Annotated in this window: 16 protein-coding genes; 8 read left to right on the top strand and 8 right to left on the bottom strand. The window is 52.8% G+C overall.

Annotation, left to right across the window (positions count from 1 at the left end):
• Window positions 1-9: 9 nt before the first annotated feature.
• From HZB62_08845 to HZB62_08835, 3 genes are all read left to right on the top strand, one after another.
• Window positions 10-744, top strand: coding sequence for an RNA methyltransferase (locus tag HZB62_08845; protein ID MBI5075252.1), 735 nt, complete (start codon window positions 10-12; stop codon window positions 742-744).
• Window positions 745-839: 95 nt separating this feature from the next.
• Complete coding sequence (locus HZB62_08840) at window positions 840-2147, top strand: phosphoglycerate kinase (protein MBI5075251.1); 1308 nt, start codon at window positions 840-842, stop codon at window positions 2145-2147.
• Window positions 2148-2164: 17 nt separating this feature from the next.
• On the top strand, window positions 2165-3331 hold the full coding sequence (locus HZB62_08835) for an aminopeptidase P family protein (protein ID MBI5075250.1): 1167 nt from the start codon (window positions 2165-2167) through the stop codon (window positions 3329-3331).
• Window positions 3332-3402: 71 nt separating this feature from the next.
• Here HZB62_08835 and HZB62_08830 read toward each other — a convergent pair whose 3' ends face one another.
• The 3 genes from HZB62_08830 to HZB62_08820 all read right to left on the bottom strand — a co-directional run bounded on the left by HZB62_08830 (window position 3403) and on the right by HZB62_08820 (window position 4892).
• The gene (locus tag HZB62_08830; GenBank protein MBI5075249.1) at window positions 3403-4311 is read right to left on the bottom strand and encodes a cation diffusion facilitator family transporter; all 909 of its coding nucleotides are present in this window, start codon (window positions 4309-4311) and stop codon (window positions 3403-3405) included.
• Window positions 4312-4377: 66 nt separating this feature from the next.
• Complete coding sequence (locus tag HZB62_08825) at window positions 4378-4680, bottom strand: hypothetical protein (GenBank protein MBI5075248.1); 303 nt, start codon at window positions 4678-4680, stop codon at window positions 4378-4380.
• 38 nt (window positions 4681-4718) lie between these two features.
• Complete coding sequence (locus HZB62_08820; protein ID MBI5075247.1) at window positions 4719-4892, bottom strand: hypothetical protein; 174 nt, start codon at window positions 4890-4892, stop codon at window positions 4719-4721.
• 147 nt (window positions 4893-5039) lie between these two features.
• Here HZB62_08820 and HZB62_08815 point away from each other — a divergent pair, with 147 nt between their 5' ends.
• The 3 genes from HZB62_08815 to HZB62_08805 all read left to right on the top strand — a co-directional run bounded on the left by HZB62_08815 (window position 5040) and on the right by HZB62_08805 (window position 6908).
• Window positions 5040-5261: a hypothetical protein gene (locus tag HZB62_08815; protein MBI5075246.1), complete on the top strand. Its 222-nt coding sequence runs from the start codon at window positions 5040-5042 to the stop codon at window positions 5259-5261.
• An 84-nt stretch (window positions 5262-5345) separates the two neighbouring features.
• On the top strand, window positions 5346-6527 hold the full coding sequence (locus HZB62_08810) for a PAS domain S-box protein (GenBank protein ID MBI5075245.1): 1182 nt from the start codon (window positions 5346-5348) through the stop codon (window positions 6525-6527).
• Window positions 6528-6602: 75 nt separating this feature from the next.
• Window positions 6603-6908: a hypothetical protein gene (locus tag HZB62_08805; GenBank protein MBI5075244.1), complete on the top strand. Its 306-nt coding sequence runs from the start codon at window positions 6603-6605 to the stop codon at window positions 6906-6908.
• A 224-nt stretch (window positions 6909-7132) separates the two neighbouring features.
• Here HZB62_08805 and HZB62_08800 read toward each other — a convergent pair whose 3' ends face one another.
• The 5 genes from HZB62_08800 to HZB62_08780 all read right to left on the bottom strand — a co-directional run bounded on the left by HZB62_08800 (window position 7133) and on the right by HZB62_08780 (window position 11307).
• The gene (locus HZB62_08800; GenBank protein ID MBI5075243.1) at window positions 7133-8341 is read right to left on the bottom strand and encodes a PLP-dependent transferase; all 1209 of its coding nucleotides are present in this window, start codon (window positions 8339-8341) and stop codon (window positions 7133-7135) included.
• Window positions 8334-9680 carry a threonine synthase gene (gene thrC, locus HZB62_08795; GenBank protein ID MBI5075242.1) on the bottom strand — a complete coding sequence of 449 codons (1347 nt, stop codon included), beginning with the start codon at window positions 9678-9680 and terminating at the stop codon, window positions 8334-8336. The genes HZB62_08800 and thrC overlap by 8 nt, the downstream gene beginning before the upstream one ends.
• A gap of 127 nt (window positions 9681-9807) precedes the next feature.
• Entirely contained in the window at window positions 9808-10587 is a 780-nt protein-coding gene (locus HZB62_08790) for a zinc-dependent peptidase (protein ID MBI5075241.1), read from the bottom strand.
• Window positions 10588-10725: 138 nt separating this feature from the next.
• A complete protein-coding gene (locus tag HZB62_08785; protein ID MBI5075240.1) occupies window positions 10726-10911 on the bottom strand; it encodes a hypothetical protein in 186 nt (61 codons plus the stop codon).
• A 45-nt stretch (window positions 10912-10956) separates the two neighbouring features.
• Window positions 10957-11307, bottom strand: coding sequence for an HNH nuclease family protein (locus HZB62_08780; protein MBI5075239.1), 351 nt, complete (start codon window positions 11305-11307; stop codon window positions 10957-10959).
• Between the two features lie 64 nt (window positions 11308-11371).
• Between HZB62_08780 and HZB62_08775 the strand changes: the two genes are divergently transcribed.
• Both HZB62_08775 and HZB62_08770 read left to right on the top strand, forming a co-directional pair.
• Entirely contained in the window at window positions 11372-11833 is a 462-nt protein-coding gene (locus HZB62_08775) for a hypothetical protein (protein MBI5075238.1), read from the top strand.
• Between the two features lie 96 nt (window positions 11834-11929).
• Window positions 11930-12796 carry a GntR family transcriptional regulator gene (locus tag HZB62_08770; protein MBI5075237.1) on the top strand — a complete coding sequence of 289 codons (867 nt, stop codon included), beginning with the start codon at window positions 11930-11932 and terminating at the stop codon, window positions 12794-12796.
• The last annotated feature ends 145 nt before the right edge of the window (window positions 12797-12941 follow it).

Raw genomic sequence — 12941 nt, 5'->3', positions numbered from 1 at the left:
AGTAACGTCGTGGAGCGATGGAAAGACAATGTCTCCTTTGTGCTTATTGAGACGATGGAGAGCGGGAATATCGGCGCTTCTGCCCGGGCTTTGAAAAATCTCGGATTTTCACGCCTCGAACTTGTCAGGCCGCGGAGATTCCCTTCTGAAGAGGCTGGATGGTTTGCTCACGGAGCAGAAGATATTCTCGCTTGCGCCAAAATCCATCCTGAACTGACAGATGCCTTGAACAACAAATCTGTCGTCATCGGCACTACGCGAAGGCCCGGCAAAAAGCGCGGTCTGGTCTATCCTGTCCGCGAAGCGGCTGACACGATCAGAGGTCTGTCAAAGCATAACCGCATCGCCCTGCTCTTCGGCAGGGAAGACCGGGGGCTTACCAATGACGAAACCGCAGCCTGTTCCTTCATGCTCAGGATCCCGGCTTCGCCTGAACATCCTTCGTTCAATCTTGCCCAGGCAGTTCTCCTCATCGCTTATGAGCTCTCGTTCGGCGATCACTCAGTTGCACCCTCTCCAGCCATAATCAGCAGCGAAGAGTTCGGCAGTCTTTTTGAGAGGCTCAGAACGCTCATGAAAATGGCAGGCTATAAGGCCAAGGGCATCCGGGATAATGATGAACAGGTCATGACACACCTCAAGCGCCTCATTGCCAGAAGCGGTATCACCGAACAGGAGGCACAGATGCTCCACGGCATTATCTCTCAATCAGAAGAGAGCCTCACGAGGAAAAGCGGCGGATAAAGGCGCTCGATCTGTTTGACACAGGACCTTTGATGCAATAAACTTTGAGCAGCAACGTTATACTTATTTGCAATTTTCAGAATACGAGGTAATCCATGATCAATACGCAGACAGAGCGGGGGCTTCCGCTTATCCAGGAGGCTGATCTCAACGGAAAGATCGTTCTGGTCCGCTTCGATCATAATGTGGTAAAGAACAACGAGATACGCGACCCCTTCAGGATCGACAGGACTATCGGCACCCTGTACCATATTGTAGAGCGGGGAGGCAGGCCGATCATGATGACCCATGTCGGAAGACCGCGGGACAAGAGATCAGGGGGCATCGTCTGCAGGCCCGAAGAATCCGTGGGCCCCATCGTGCAGTATCTGGAACAGAAGCTGCATACGAAGATCCATGTTCCCGGAATCCCTGCTGACCCGGAGAAGGGGATCCCCGGGATCGACACGTCGATCAATCTTGCCATCAGGGAACTGAGAGAAAGAAGACTTGGTGGTATTTATCTGCCGAACACGCGCTGGTTTCAGGGGGAAGAGGCAAAGGGAGATGCGGCAGAAAGTTTCGCACTCCAGCTTGCCGGCCTTGCCGACATCTATGTAAACGACGCCTTCGGATCATGGCAGCCGCATGCCTCGACATATAACATCACGCGCCATCTTCCCTCATACGCCGGTTTTTTGATGCAGCAGGAGATCCTGCATCTCGACAAGGTACTCCACCCGGAAAGACCCTTCCTTGCTGTTGTCGCAGGCTCGAAATACGACACCAAGATCAGGCCGCTCTCTGCCATCTACGAAAAAGTCGACCATCTTATCCTGGGCGGCGTTATTTATAACACCTATCTCTGCGCAAAATATCAGGTGAAAATAAAAGGCGTTCTTGATGAGGACATTGAGCTTGCAAGGGAACTGGTCGAAAAAGATAAGGTCAGGAAAAAGATCGTGGAATTGCCTCATCTCGTCGAGTCCGATATCCTTGAATCACGTACAGAGGGCAGGTACCGGAGCATATCGGTCAAGAACTTCAGACCGGGCAACTCATACGGATATGTCCTGGATATCGATCCTGCATCCTTTGAAGACCCTGCGGTATCCTCTGTCATCGCTGCGGCAAAGACGATCTTTGTCAATGCTGTCATGGGGTTCACGCCCCATTTCTCAGCCGGTTCCCAGGCCCTTGATCAGACCATAGACAGGAACAGTTCTGCCCTGAAACTGTACGGCGGCGGCGATACGCTCCAGGAATTCAAGGACCTCTGCCCAGGACTCTATTTGTCTGTTATGGATAATGCCAACTACTATTTCTTCACCGGCGGAGGAACCGTTCTTACGGCTATTGAACAGGGAAGCCCTTACGGGCTCAAGCCGGTCCAGGCCCTCATGGACAGCAGGAGGAAGATTTGAACCATCTCCAGGGTAGTATGATGCCTCACGATGAGATCGCCCAGCGGCTCATAAAGCTGCGCGCAATGGCTGCCGCTGCAGGGTTGGATGGAGCCCTCCTGAATTATGCTGTCGATGTCCTGTACTTTACCGGCACGCGCCAGAACAGCGTGCTCTGGGTCCCGGTCAAAGGCGAGCCTGTCCTGCTTGTCAGAAAGAGCTTCAGCCGGGCTGTTCAGGAGAGTGCCGTAAAAGAGGTTCGCCCTTTTCCTGCCAGCCGTGCTCTGCCGGACGTCTTTGGCAGCAACGTAAAGGCCATTGGCCTGACCTTTGATGTCCTGCCGATGCAGCATTTCAATTTTTATAAAAACCTGCTCCCCCATTGCGAGTTTCAGGACATCTCCTCCATCAATCGCGATCTGCGTTCAGTGAAATCCGATTGGGAGCTGCAACAGATGCGGATGAGCGGCCAGATGCTTGCAAAGGCCTTCAGGAGCATCCCTGAATTTCTCAGGCCGGGCATGCGGGAGATCGACCTTGCCGCTGAGTTCGAATATTGCCTGCGGAAACTGGGCATCGGCGGGTATCTCCGCATCCGCGGCTTTAATCAGGAGATCACCGGCATTGCGGTCAGCGGTGAAAATGCAGCGGTCAGCGGCTGCTTTGACGGGCCGGTGACCGGAAGAGGATACTGGACAGCAGCGCCGTACGGACCCTCTGCGGATACTATTAAAGAAGGGGTTCCGATCATAGTGGATTACGGCGGATTTTACAATGGCTATATTGTTGACATGACCCGCCTGTTCTGCATCGGCAAGCTCGATCATGATCTCGAACATGCGTTCAGAGTATCCCTTGCCATACAGTCATGGGTGAAAGATAACCTTAAGCCCGGCGCGGTCTGCGAAGATCTGTTCTATGGGGCCGCAAAAATGGCTGAAGATGCAGGTCTGGCTGAGCACTTCATGGGACACCCCGGAGAACTGGCAAAATTTGTCGGACATGGGGTGGGCCTCGAACTGGATGAACTGCCTGTGCTTGCCCCGAAATTCCGGGCACCCCTCTTATCGGGTAATACCGTTGCCGTGGAACCGAAGTTTCTTTTCCCGGGCAAAGGAGCTGTGGGTATAGAAAATACTTTTGCCGTAACCGGGAAAAGCTGCGAGAGGCTTACTGATCTGCCTGACGATATTGTTTATCTCTGATCGTCCCGGCAACGCATGGATCAGCGGCCGCATAGGTCAGGTCTCCCTGCCGGACTGCAAAGGATGCGCTTCTAGTCCTTCACATCAGGCTCGAAAAATATCCACCGCACCTGGGGAAAGCCGTCCCTGAGCGCAGCCTCTACCCTGTTGATATCCTCGATCATCTGCAGGGCAGTGCCCATTTCCTTCATCTGCACTTTTGCCGAGACCATAAGGTCCATGCCGAGCTGGAGCGTTATAAGACGGTAGACCTCGCTGACCTCCGGCCGCCCTGACAGAAAATCCCGCAGCGCAGCGACCGTCTCGGGGTCAGCGCTCTCGCCAATGAGAAGGCTCTTGACCTCAATGCCCACCGCTGCAGCAACGAGAATAAGAACAACGCCGATCGCTATGGTGCCGATGGCGTCAAAGACAGGGTTGGCGGTGATCATCGTGGCAAGGACAGCAGCAAGCGCAAAGAGAAGGCCGAAGAGCGCCGCAATATCTTCCCCGGTCACCACGATCAGTTCGCTCTGGCGGCTGGTCCTGAACCATTTGAGAAAAGACCGGTTGCCCTGAACTTTGCGCACCTCTGCAAGCGCACCCTTCAACGATACCAGTTCAAGTCCGATCGAGAGCAGCAGGACCACAACAGCGATCCAGGGCGATTCCGGCATTTCGGGATGGAGCGTCTTGTGAACGCCTTCATAAATCGAGAAGATGCCTCCCATGCTGAAGAGCATGAGGGCAACAATAAAGGACCAGAAGTAGATGGCCTTGCCGTACCCGAGTGGATGTTCTTCACTACAGGGCCGCTTTGCCCGCTTGAGGCCGACAAGGAGCAGTACCTGATTAGCGCAGTCGGCAAAGGAATGGATAGCCTCCGCAAGCATTGCGCCCGAGCCCGTATGCCAGGCAGCAGCGCCCTTTGCGAGGGCGATACCGCCGTTGGCGCCCAGGGCATACATGATGGCCTTTATTGAACCGTTGGAATGCGACATGAGAGATACTACCAGAACCGGCGTTCTGAGGTGAAGCCCTCCAGCCTGTCCCTGATAGCCGTGGTATTACCGCGCTTTAAAGACGATCGCCTCGATCCTGTCGATCTGGACAATGGCGTCGTAGTAATCCTTGCCTGAGAGCTTGGAAAGCTGGACCGCACGGTCGCCTACCTTCACAATGATCCCCTCTATGGCATCGCCGGCAGAGATCCTGACGGCAACTCTCTTGCCGATATTCGAAAGCAGGTTCTCCTTGATGCTGGCAGCAGCATTGAAATCAGTTGTCTCCTCGGCTGCAGCCGCGATCTGCACAGCACTGAAAAGGATACCAATGGCAAGAGCTACAATGATCAGTTTGTTAAGATTCATCCTATTACCTCCGCTGAATATGTACTTCTGCCTGCTCCCTATTTGCTGATCTTCTTCTTAACAGCCTTCACTGCTGATGCAACTTTCTTTTCGATCTTCTTTTCGACCGCTTTTGCTTTCTTTACTGTCGACTTAACGATCTTCTTTTCTGCTTTCACGACCTTTTTTGCAACTTTCTTGACCGCTTTTTTCACCGCTTTCCTGGTAACCATTTCTTCTCCTTTTTCTTTCCGGGATTTTTCCTCAAATGCGTCGGATTATGAACGATACTATCAGCAATCATGCATACTGTCAATGCTCCCTATTCTGTTTGTTATACCGAAATCGTCTTCTTCTGCCCTCTGTGATATACTGAAAAAATGAAAACGTCATATATCAATGTCCAGAAAGAGTTCTGCGCTGAGTGTTCCCTGGCTCTCATGCATTTCATCGGCAGGATGAGGGGTGTTGAATCAGTGATTGCCGAAGAGGAAAGAATCGTGCTCACCTTTGACGAAACCGAGATCTCAGAGGAAGATCTTATCAGGATCACCCGGGAAAATATCGAAAAACTCGGGTACAGAATAACCGAAGGGCGATAAGGTTTGGCTTGGCCGGTCATGCTCTCGCGCAATAAGAATTAGTCCCTGCATTTAAGGCGGGTGAGCTATGAAGGAGCGTTAGCTATGGAAAGATATAAGCGTCGCGAGGAGTTAGAGAAAGACCTGTCCGAAATGCGGCAGAGGTCCTTTGATCTGGAGCAGTGCCACGCCGAGTTTCTCAATGTCCAGAAGCGTTATGAACAACTTCTCCAGTCCGCCCCTGACGCCATGGTCTTTGTGAGCAAAGATTCAAAGATCGTACTCCTGAACGCCCAGCTCAGTCAGCTCTTCGGCTATACAGAAGACGAACTGATAGGAAGGCACCTCGATTTTCTCATTCCTGAGCGGTATCGAAACAGACATCGCGCTAATGTGTCCCTTTATTTCGAACAGCCGCGGGTCAGGCCCATGGGCACAAATCTGACCATTTACGGACTGAGAAAAGACGGCACGGAGTTCCCGGCGGATATCAGTCTGAGTCCGCTCGAGACTGAAGGAGGTATCGTTGCAGTCGGAGCGATCAGGGACATAACAGAACGGAAAAAGGCGGAAGAGGAAAAAGAGAGGCTCAAAAAACAACTGGCTGAGGTTGAAAAGCTTTCGGCCCTGGGCAGGATCGCCGCAAATGTGGCTGATGAGATCAGAAACCCCCTCACCGCTGTTGGCGGGTTCGCCAGGAGGCTCAGGAAGATCGCTGACAGCGAAAAAGAACAAAAGTATGCTGAATTTATCATAGAAGAAGTGAGCAGACTTGAAAGTATTCTTCGCGATGTGCTGGCTTTTTCTCGCACCAGAAGTCCTCTCATGGAAGATCATGATATCCGCAGCATTCTCGACGAAGCGCTGAAGACATGGGAGGAGAGCATTCGTCAGCAGGCGATCACGGTTCAGAAAGCCTACGGAGACGGCACGGTCATACGGGTCGATAAGGACCAGATCCGGGAGGCACTGGAGAGAATTATAGAGAATGCCCTCGATGCCATGCCGAAGGGAGGCACGCTCTCTCTGCTTCTGGACAGGGAGATGGTCAAGGGAGCGCCCTATGCCAGGGTCAGGATCCAGGACACGGGCAGAGGCATTTCAGCCGATAATATCGAGAAGATCTTTGAACCTTTTTTCTCCGGCAGTATATCGCGGAAAGGGACTGGCCTCGGCCTCCCCATCGCAAAGAGCATTGTGGAAGGAGAGAGAGGCATCATCAGGGTCCAGAGTAATGAGGGATCAGGGACAACAGTATCTGTTCTTTTCCCGGATATGGGTCAATAACAGATCCGGTCCTGTCAGTTCAGCATGGTCAGGTAACCACTTTACCTTACAGCAATCGTGCGCTATGATGGAGACATGAAAAGGAGAACAGCGATGAAGATACCTGCTCTTTGGTCAGTGATCGTAGCGGTCCTTATCCTCATCTCCTGCACAGCCCAGACTGCGCCGGAATCTGACAGCAGGATAAGGTGGATGAGCCAGGAGGAACTGCTTTCCATTCTTGATGAAAAGGGATTGGTTCTTTTCGATGCGCGGTACAGCAAGGACTGGCGTCGAAGTGATCAAAAGATCAGAGGAGCCATCAGGCTCGATGCGCAAGAGGTCGAGCAGCTCGATGGATTCTACGCCCCTGACCAGAAGATCGTTCTGTACTGCGCCTGAAAGAACCAGGAGACAAGCGTCGGTGTGGCGCTCAGGCTGAGAGATTTCGGATATACCAATGTATATGTGCTTCGCGGCGGATGGCTCGCATGGGAGAAAGCCGGATTTCCGACAGTGCCAAAGTAACACTGCGACCGGCACAGGTTTGCATACATCACCATTCAGTCGGTCTGGTCTGACAGATTCCTTGGTTATGAAGGGAAAACAGGGTGCTGCTGAGGACGTTAAATCCTGTCCAGTGCCTGCTGGAGATCAGCGATCAGGTCGTCCACATCCTCAAGACCCAGGGCCAGACGGACCAGGTTGTCCACCATACCGATATCCTGACGGTATTTTTCAGAATAGTCGAAGAAGGACATGGCCCACATCTGCGTGACCAGGCTCTCGCTGCCCCCGAGACTCGGCGTTATCAGAAAGAGTTCCAGGGCATCAATGAACTTTCTGGTTTCCGTATTGCCGCCCTTCACCAGAAAGCTGATAACACTGCCAAAGCCCTTCATCTGCTCCATACCGATCTTGTGGTCCGGATGCGATGCAAGGGCCGGGTACCAGACTTTTTCGATCTTCGGATGGGCTTCGAGCATCTGCGCGACCGCAAGGCCGGCCCTGTTGTGATGTTCCATGCGCATGCCAAAGGTCTTCAGGCCGCGCTCGAGCAGAAAACAGGTGAGCGGACCCGGGGTGGCCCCGATCATGCGCTGCATCTTGTAAAGATCGGTCATCAATGCCGCAGACCCGAGGGCAACACCTGCCATCAGATCATTGTGGCCGCCCATATACTTTGTGGCAGAGTGGATGACTACGTCCACGCCGAGCTCGATGGGCCTGATGTTATACGGCGTGGCAAGCGTGGCATCGATGATCGTCAGTATCCTGCGTTCCTTTGCAATCTTTACGATCGCCGGGATATCGAGCACGCGCAGATAAGGATTCGTCGGCGACTCGGTAAATATGATGTTCGTTTCCGGCCTTACCGCCTTTTCGATGGCCTCGGCCGCAGGATCGACAATCGAGTATTCAATGCCGAACTTGCCGAGAAAGTTGATCGCAAAGTCTCGGGTCTGGCGGTAGCAGTCGCTGGTAAAAATAATATGTCCTTTGGGCTTCATGAAGGTCATGATCACGAGCAGCACCGAAGCCATGCCGGATGAATAGAGTACGGCCCTTTCAGCCCCTTCTATTGCAGCGAGTTTGCGTTCGCACTCCTGCTGGGTGGGGTTGCCGTACCGGGCGTATTCATGCTCCCGGATGACCCTGCCCTGCCCCTTCTCCCGCATGAACTCTTCAACCTCATCAGCAGTATCGAAATAGTAGTTCGACGTATGCATGATCGGCGTGGATACTGCGTGATGGGCCTTGGGAAGTCTGCCCTTTCCGTGAATGGCAAGGGTGGCAGGCCTCCAGTTCTTTGCGTTTGACGACTCGTCAGGCATGTATATCTCTCCTCTTCTTGAGTGCATGCTGCAACGCTTCCTTTACGGCATCCACAGACGGCGGCAGTTCGATCGGTTTGTTCGAAAAACGGCAGGGGAAGTCCAGCGTCCCTTCATGATAGGCGACCTTGAAATCCGTGAACTTCAGGCCATGTGCGGTCGAAATGACCACCACATGCTCTGACCGGTCGATCTTCCCTTCCCTGAGCAGCTTGATCATGCCTGCAAGCGCAACACCCGTATGAGGGCAGTTGAACATGCCGGTCATATCGCCGAGCGCACAGGCATCGGCAAGCTCCTGCTCCGTGGCATCGACCACAATGCCGTCGAACTGCCTGAGCGTGCGGATCGCCTTTTCGATGCTGACCGGATTGCCGATCTGAATGGCGCTCGCGAGGGTCTTCTGCGCCTGCATGGGTTCAAAGGACTCGAAGTTCTTGAGGTACGAGCGATAGAGCGGATTTGCACGTTCTGCCTGAGCAACTACGATGCGCGGCAGCTTGGTGATGAGGCCTAGGTCCCGCATCATCAGCAGACCGGAGCCGAGGGCCGAGACATTGCCGAGGTTGCCGCCCGGAATAACGATCACGTCAGGCACTTCCCAGTCGAACTGCTGGACGATCTCAATACCTACGGTCTTCTGCCCCTCGATGCGGAGCGAGTTCATTGAATTGGCAAGATATATGGTCTCGTCTTTGGTTATCTCCCTGACAACCTCCATACAGCCGTCGAAATCCGTGTTGAGCTGGAGCACCAGAGCCCCGTTGGCAATGGGCTGAACGAGCTGGGCAATGGAGATCTTTCCCTTGGGAAGCAGCACCACGGACTGAATTCCCGCTGCAGCGCAGTATACGGCCAGCGCAGCAGAGGTATCGCCCGTAGATGCACAGGCGACCGCCTGAATCGGCGCTCCTTCGCTGATCATCTGCTTGACCATCGAAACGAGCACGGTCATGCCAAGGTCCTTGAAGGAGCCGCTGTGGGAGTTACCGCAAAGCTTTAACCAGAGGTTGTCGATCCCGACCATCTTGCCGAAGCGCTCTGCCCAGAACAGATTCGAACCGCCCTCATAAAGAGAGACGATATTCTCGTCATCGATCTCCGGAAGTACCCATTCCTTCTTGCCCCAGATACCCGAGCCGTAAGGCCATTGCGTTGACTTATAACGGTCCTCGAAGAGCTTCATCCATGCTGTGCCGCTCCTGTGGCTGAGGGCCTGCATGTCATGCCGGACCTCGAGCAGTGAGTTGCAGCCCTTGCAGCGGTAAATGACCGTATTGAGAGGATATTTCTCGTTACAGTTCGGATTGATGCATTGGAACCATGCTTTGTATGACATAACCACCTTAGAAATGAGAATATGGATTTTTGCTATTGAAAAGATATCACAATCACGCCGGGTTGTTCAAGAATCCGCGTCCCGGGAAGTCATTCTCTCACATGTTTATCAGCGCCCCAAAGTCAGGTCAGGCACTCGGCTTAAACCACTGGCAGGGATCCACCTGGTAAAATTCGCTGAGTTCAGCATACAGCTCAGGTGACTTTTTTTGAAGCTGCCGGGGTTTTTCGAAAAAAGCCTCAGTTGCTACGGCAAAAAACTCGGCAGGGTTCGTTGCGCCGTATTCGTCAAGCACACTTTTTTTGTGATGCTCCCTGCTCGATCGCAATCGTTCATATTCTTCGCTCATGATAGAGGCCCAGACCGCATAGCTCGACCTCTTTCCCAATATCGGAGCTCCGTCAGCAAAACCGTCTTCCTGGTCCAACTGATGGGCAAACTCGTGCATTACAACATTATGGCCGTCTTCGGCATTCAGTCCGCCTTGCTTCACATTGTCCCAGGCGAGCACGACCGACCCGTGCTTCCACGACTCTCCCAATCTTATTGAAGGCCCCTCTGCGTACACTCCTCCGCCGATATACCTGGTCTCTTCAGCCACATAGGCGGTCGGATAAACGAGTATGGAGGTGAGCCCGGAGTAGTCCTGGTTCTCTCTGTTCAGCAGAAGCAGACAGGCCTCTCCGGCAATAGTGATTCTAATCTCATCAGTCATTTCGAGGCCGCCCAGCCCCTCGAACCGTTTTTCTCCCAGGAAGATCTTGATATCATTGCGGAGCTGTTTCTGTAATACCGCAGGAAGATGACGGTACAGGGCAATGTTCCTCAGCAGTATCCCTTCCCATTCAGCAGGAAAAGGGACTTCTGTCAGCCGTCTGATCCTGCGGCTGCGAAGCGCGCGTTTCAGGACAAAGAAGAGAGGCACCGAAAGCCCTGAGAGAATAATGATAAGTGCAAGACTCACCGAATCCCCCTTCTGCTCCTCATGACAGAAACAATCCCGGAGGACCGCTGCCGGCCAATGAAGAAACTCACAGCCAGGGACCTACGATCCTGCGTCCTGCTCAGTAATATGACGCATCAGAAACTCGCCGTCCTTCGGCGTCAGGTCGAACTTCAGGGAGGCCATTTCTATCAGACTGAACAGGGCAATCCCTGGGTGCTCGGTCCTCTGGTCGGATATCCATTTCACAGCCTTTCGCAACTGTTCACCTTCCGGCAGAATACTCATAGCTTTCTCCTTTCCCGTAATATGGGACAATGCGAATCAGAATGTTTATGACGACCCTTTCCGCCGGGCATCGTCAGCCCTCAGATAATCTGCAAGCCGGCCCCTGCTGTGCTCATCCTCATGACAATATATGCAGAGATTTTCCCAGTTGGAGCCGTCAGGAGGATTGTTCTTATGGTTTCCATCCCGATGATGGACCGTCAGGAGCTGCCTGTCCCTGTCCTCAAACTCTCTTCCGCATTTCGCGCAGATCAATCCGTGTATTTTAAGGGACTGCTCACGGTAATCGCCTGATGGACGGACGGACTGTCTCAGCTCTCTTACGATCTCTTCCACAGACCGGGCGCTGCCGCTCTTATCCGGTTTAACCTGTTTGCCGATGCGGTTATGTCTCATGAATGCCCTCACTGATACACTGCTGAGTTGAGATTTATCTGTCTAAAGTTTATTATATTTCACTATGAAAAGATATGAATACAAGAATGACTATTTCTATTTTATCGTGCGCCCGGACGGGAAAGATGATAAAGATGTCCTGATCTACTGCTCGGGCATCAATGTCACACGCTTCATGCCGATGCTGCAGGGCCGGCTGGGTCTCGGCTCAAACCCTGTCATAAGCGGGCTTCAGCTGGTCAAATACGACCTCTGCACCCTGGCACACGCCAAAGGCGCTCTGCCGAATGAACATTACTGCAACATCGCCTGCGCAGGGAATGCCCCCACCAGGGAGAATTGGTACACAGAGCCGCTGCTCATTGAGAACGCCGGCAGCCTGACCCCTGAAGAAATAGTCGGTTTTGCGGTAAAAGGCATCGTAAAAAAGATCAATGCCGCTTCGCTGTCAGACAATAAACTGCCTGATAATATTCCACCGGCTGAGCTGCAGAAGCAACTCGAAATTCTCTGCAGACCGTCATAACAGAAGCGGCTGCCACGGGCATCTGCTTTCACTTTCTGCCCGCAGCCGCGCATTTCCCGCTCTCAGACGCCATGCGGCCCGGTACCCATAACTAAGATGACAAAGACAGGGACATTCAACAGACTGAAGGTTATCAACACATTCGATGACGGCATCCTGCTTGACGGAGAAGAGCTCGGAGAACTGTTCATGCCGCGCAGCTATTCGTCCGCTGACTGTAATACCGGTGACATGGTCGATGTTTTTATTTTTTACGATTCCGAGGGTCAGCTTCTTGCAACCACAAAAAGGCCCTTTGCCATGGTCGGCGAGTTTGCTTTACTGAAGGTCGTTTCGATCACACCCGTAGGCGCTTTTCTGGACTGGGGTCTGAAAAAAGATCTGCTCGTGCCGTTCGGCGAACAGAAGGAAAAAATGGCAGAGGGCAGATCGTATATCGTGCATGTGTACCGCGACGAGAAAACGAACCGTATCGCTGCTTCCTCCAAAATCAACAGGTTCCTTGATAAAGAGCCGGTCAGCCTGACGGCGGGCCAGGAGGTGGAACTTCTGATCTGCAGCCAGACAGAGCTCGGGTATAAGGCCATCATCAACAACTGTTGCTGGGGTGTTTTGTACAAGAACGAGATCTTTCAGCCCTTGAGAAAAGGTCAGAAGTTGCCCGGGTTCATCAAAAAAGTGCGGGACGACGGGAAGATAGACCTCTGCCTTCAGAAGCCGGGGCACGAGAAGGTAGCTGATCTGTCGGACAGGATAATCGATGCGCTGAAAGCAGCGGGCGGATTTATTTCGATAACGGACAAGAGCCCGGCCGAGCTCATCTACCGCACGTTCAGCGTAAGCAAGAAAACCTACAAAAAAGCTATCGGCGGCCTGTACAAAAAAAGACTTATCGAGATCGGGAGCGACGGCATAAGGCTTGCGGACAACAGCCAGGTCGGACAGATTAATGTTCTTTCCTGAGGTATCACTGCTGTCCGGTTAAGAGACAGCTGAATACTTAAAACTATATGACAGATAATGCTTTTTACAACTATTTTGGTGGTGTCGACTTGAATACAAATCGACGAATGGGCAATCCTTTTGGAACTGAGAGTTCCGGAGGTGC

It is taken from the genome of Nitrospirota bacterium, from assembly GCA_016214855.1.
GTDB lineage: Bacteria > Nitrospirota > Thermodesulfovibrionia > Thermodesulfovibrionales > UBA6898 > UBA6898.
Note: the sequence above shows the minus strand (reverse complement) of the source record. Positions and strands in the feature narration are given on the sequence as shown.

What these genes read in the sequence shown, in the direction of transcription:
- HZB62_08840 (MBI5075251.1), top strand. Translation starts at nt 840, where the DNA reads ATGATCAATACGCAGACAGAGCGGGGGCTTCCGCTTATCCAGGAGGCT.
- HZB62_08835 (MBI5075250.1), top strand. Translation starts at nt 2,165, where the DNA reads ATGATGCCTCACGATGAGATCGCCCAGCGGCTCATAAAGCTGCGCGCA.
- HZB62_08830 (MBI5075249.1), bottom strand. Translation starts at nt 4,311, where the DNA reads ATGTCGCATTCCAACGGTTCAATAAAGGCCATCATGTATGCCCTGGGC.
- HZB62_08825 (MBI5075248.1), bottom strand. Translation starts at nt 4,680, where the DNA reads ATGAATCTTAACAAACTGATCATTGTAGCTCTTGCCATTGGTATCCTT.
- HZB62_08820 (MBI5075247.1), bottom strand. Translation starts at nt 4,892, where the DNA reads ATGGTTACCAGGAAAGCGGTGAAAAAAGCGGTCAAGAAAGTTGCAAAA.
- HZB62_08815 (MBI5075246.1), top strand. Translation starts at nt 5,040, where the DNA reads ATGAAAACGTCATATATCAATGTCCAGAAAGAGTTCTGCGCTGAGTGT.
- HZB62_08810 (MBI5075245.1), top strand. Translation starts at nt 5,346, where the DNA reads ATGGAAAGATATAAGCGTCGCGAGGAGTTAGAGAAAGACCTGTCCGAA.
- HZB62_08805 (MBI5075244.1), top strand. Translation starts at nt 6,603, where the DNA reads ATGAAAAGGAGAACAGCGATGAAGATACCTGCTCTTTGGTCAGTGATC.
- HZB62_08800 (MBI5075243.1), bottom strand. Translation starts at nt 8,341, where the DNA reads ATGCCTGACGAGTCGTCAAACGCAAAGAACTGGAGGCCTGCCACCCTT.
- thrC (MBI5075242.1), bottom strand. Translation starts at nt 9,680, where the DNA reads ATGTCATACAAAGCATGGTTCCAATGCATCAATCCGAACTGTAACGAG.
- HZB62_08785 (MBI5075240.1), bottom strand. Translation starts at nt 10,911, where the DNA reads ATGAGTATTCTGCCGGAAGGTGAACAGTTGCGAAAGGCTGTGAAATGG.
- HZB62_08780 (MBI5075239.1), bottom strand. Translation starts at nt 11,307, where the DNA reads ATGAGACATAACCGCATCGGCAAACAGGTTAAACCGGATAAGAGCGGC.
- HZB62_08775 (MBI5075238.1), top strand. Translation starts at nt 11,372, where the DNA reads ATGAAAAGATATGAATACAAGAATGACTATTTCTATTTTATCGTGCGC.
- HZB62_08770 (MBI5075237.1), top strand. Translation starts at nt 11,930, where the DNA reads ATGACAAAGACAGGGACATTCAACAGACTGAAGGTTATCAACACATTC.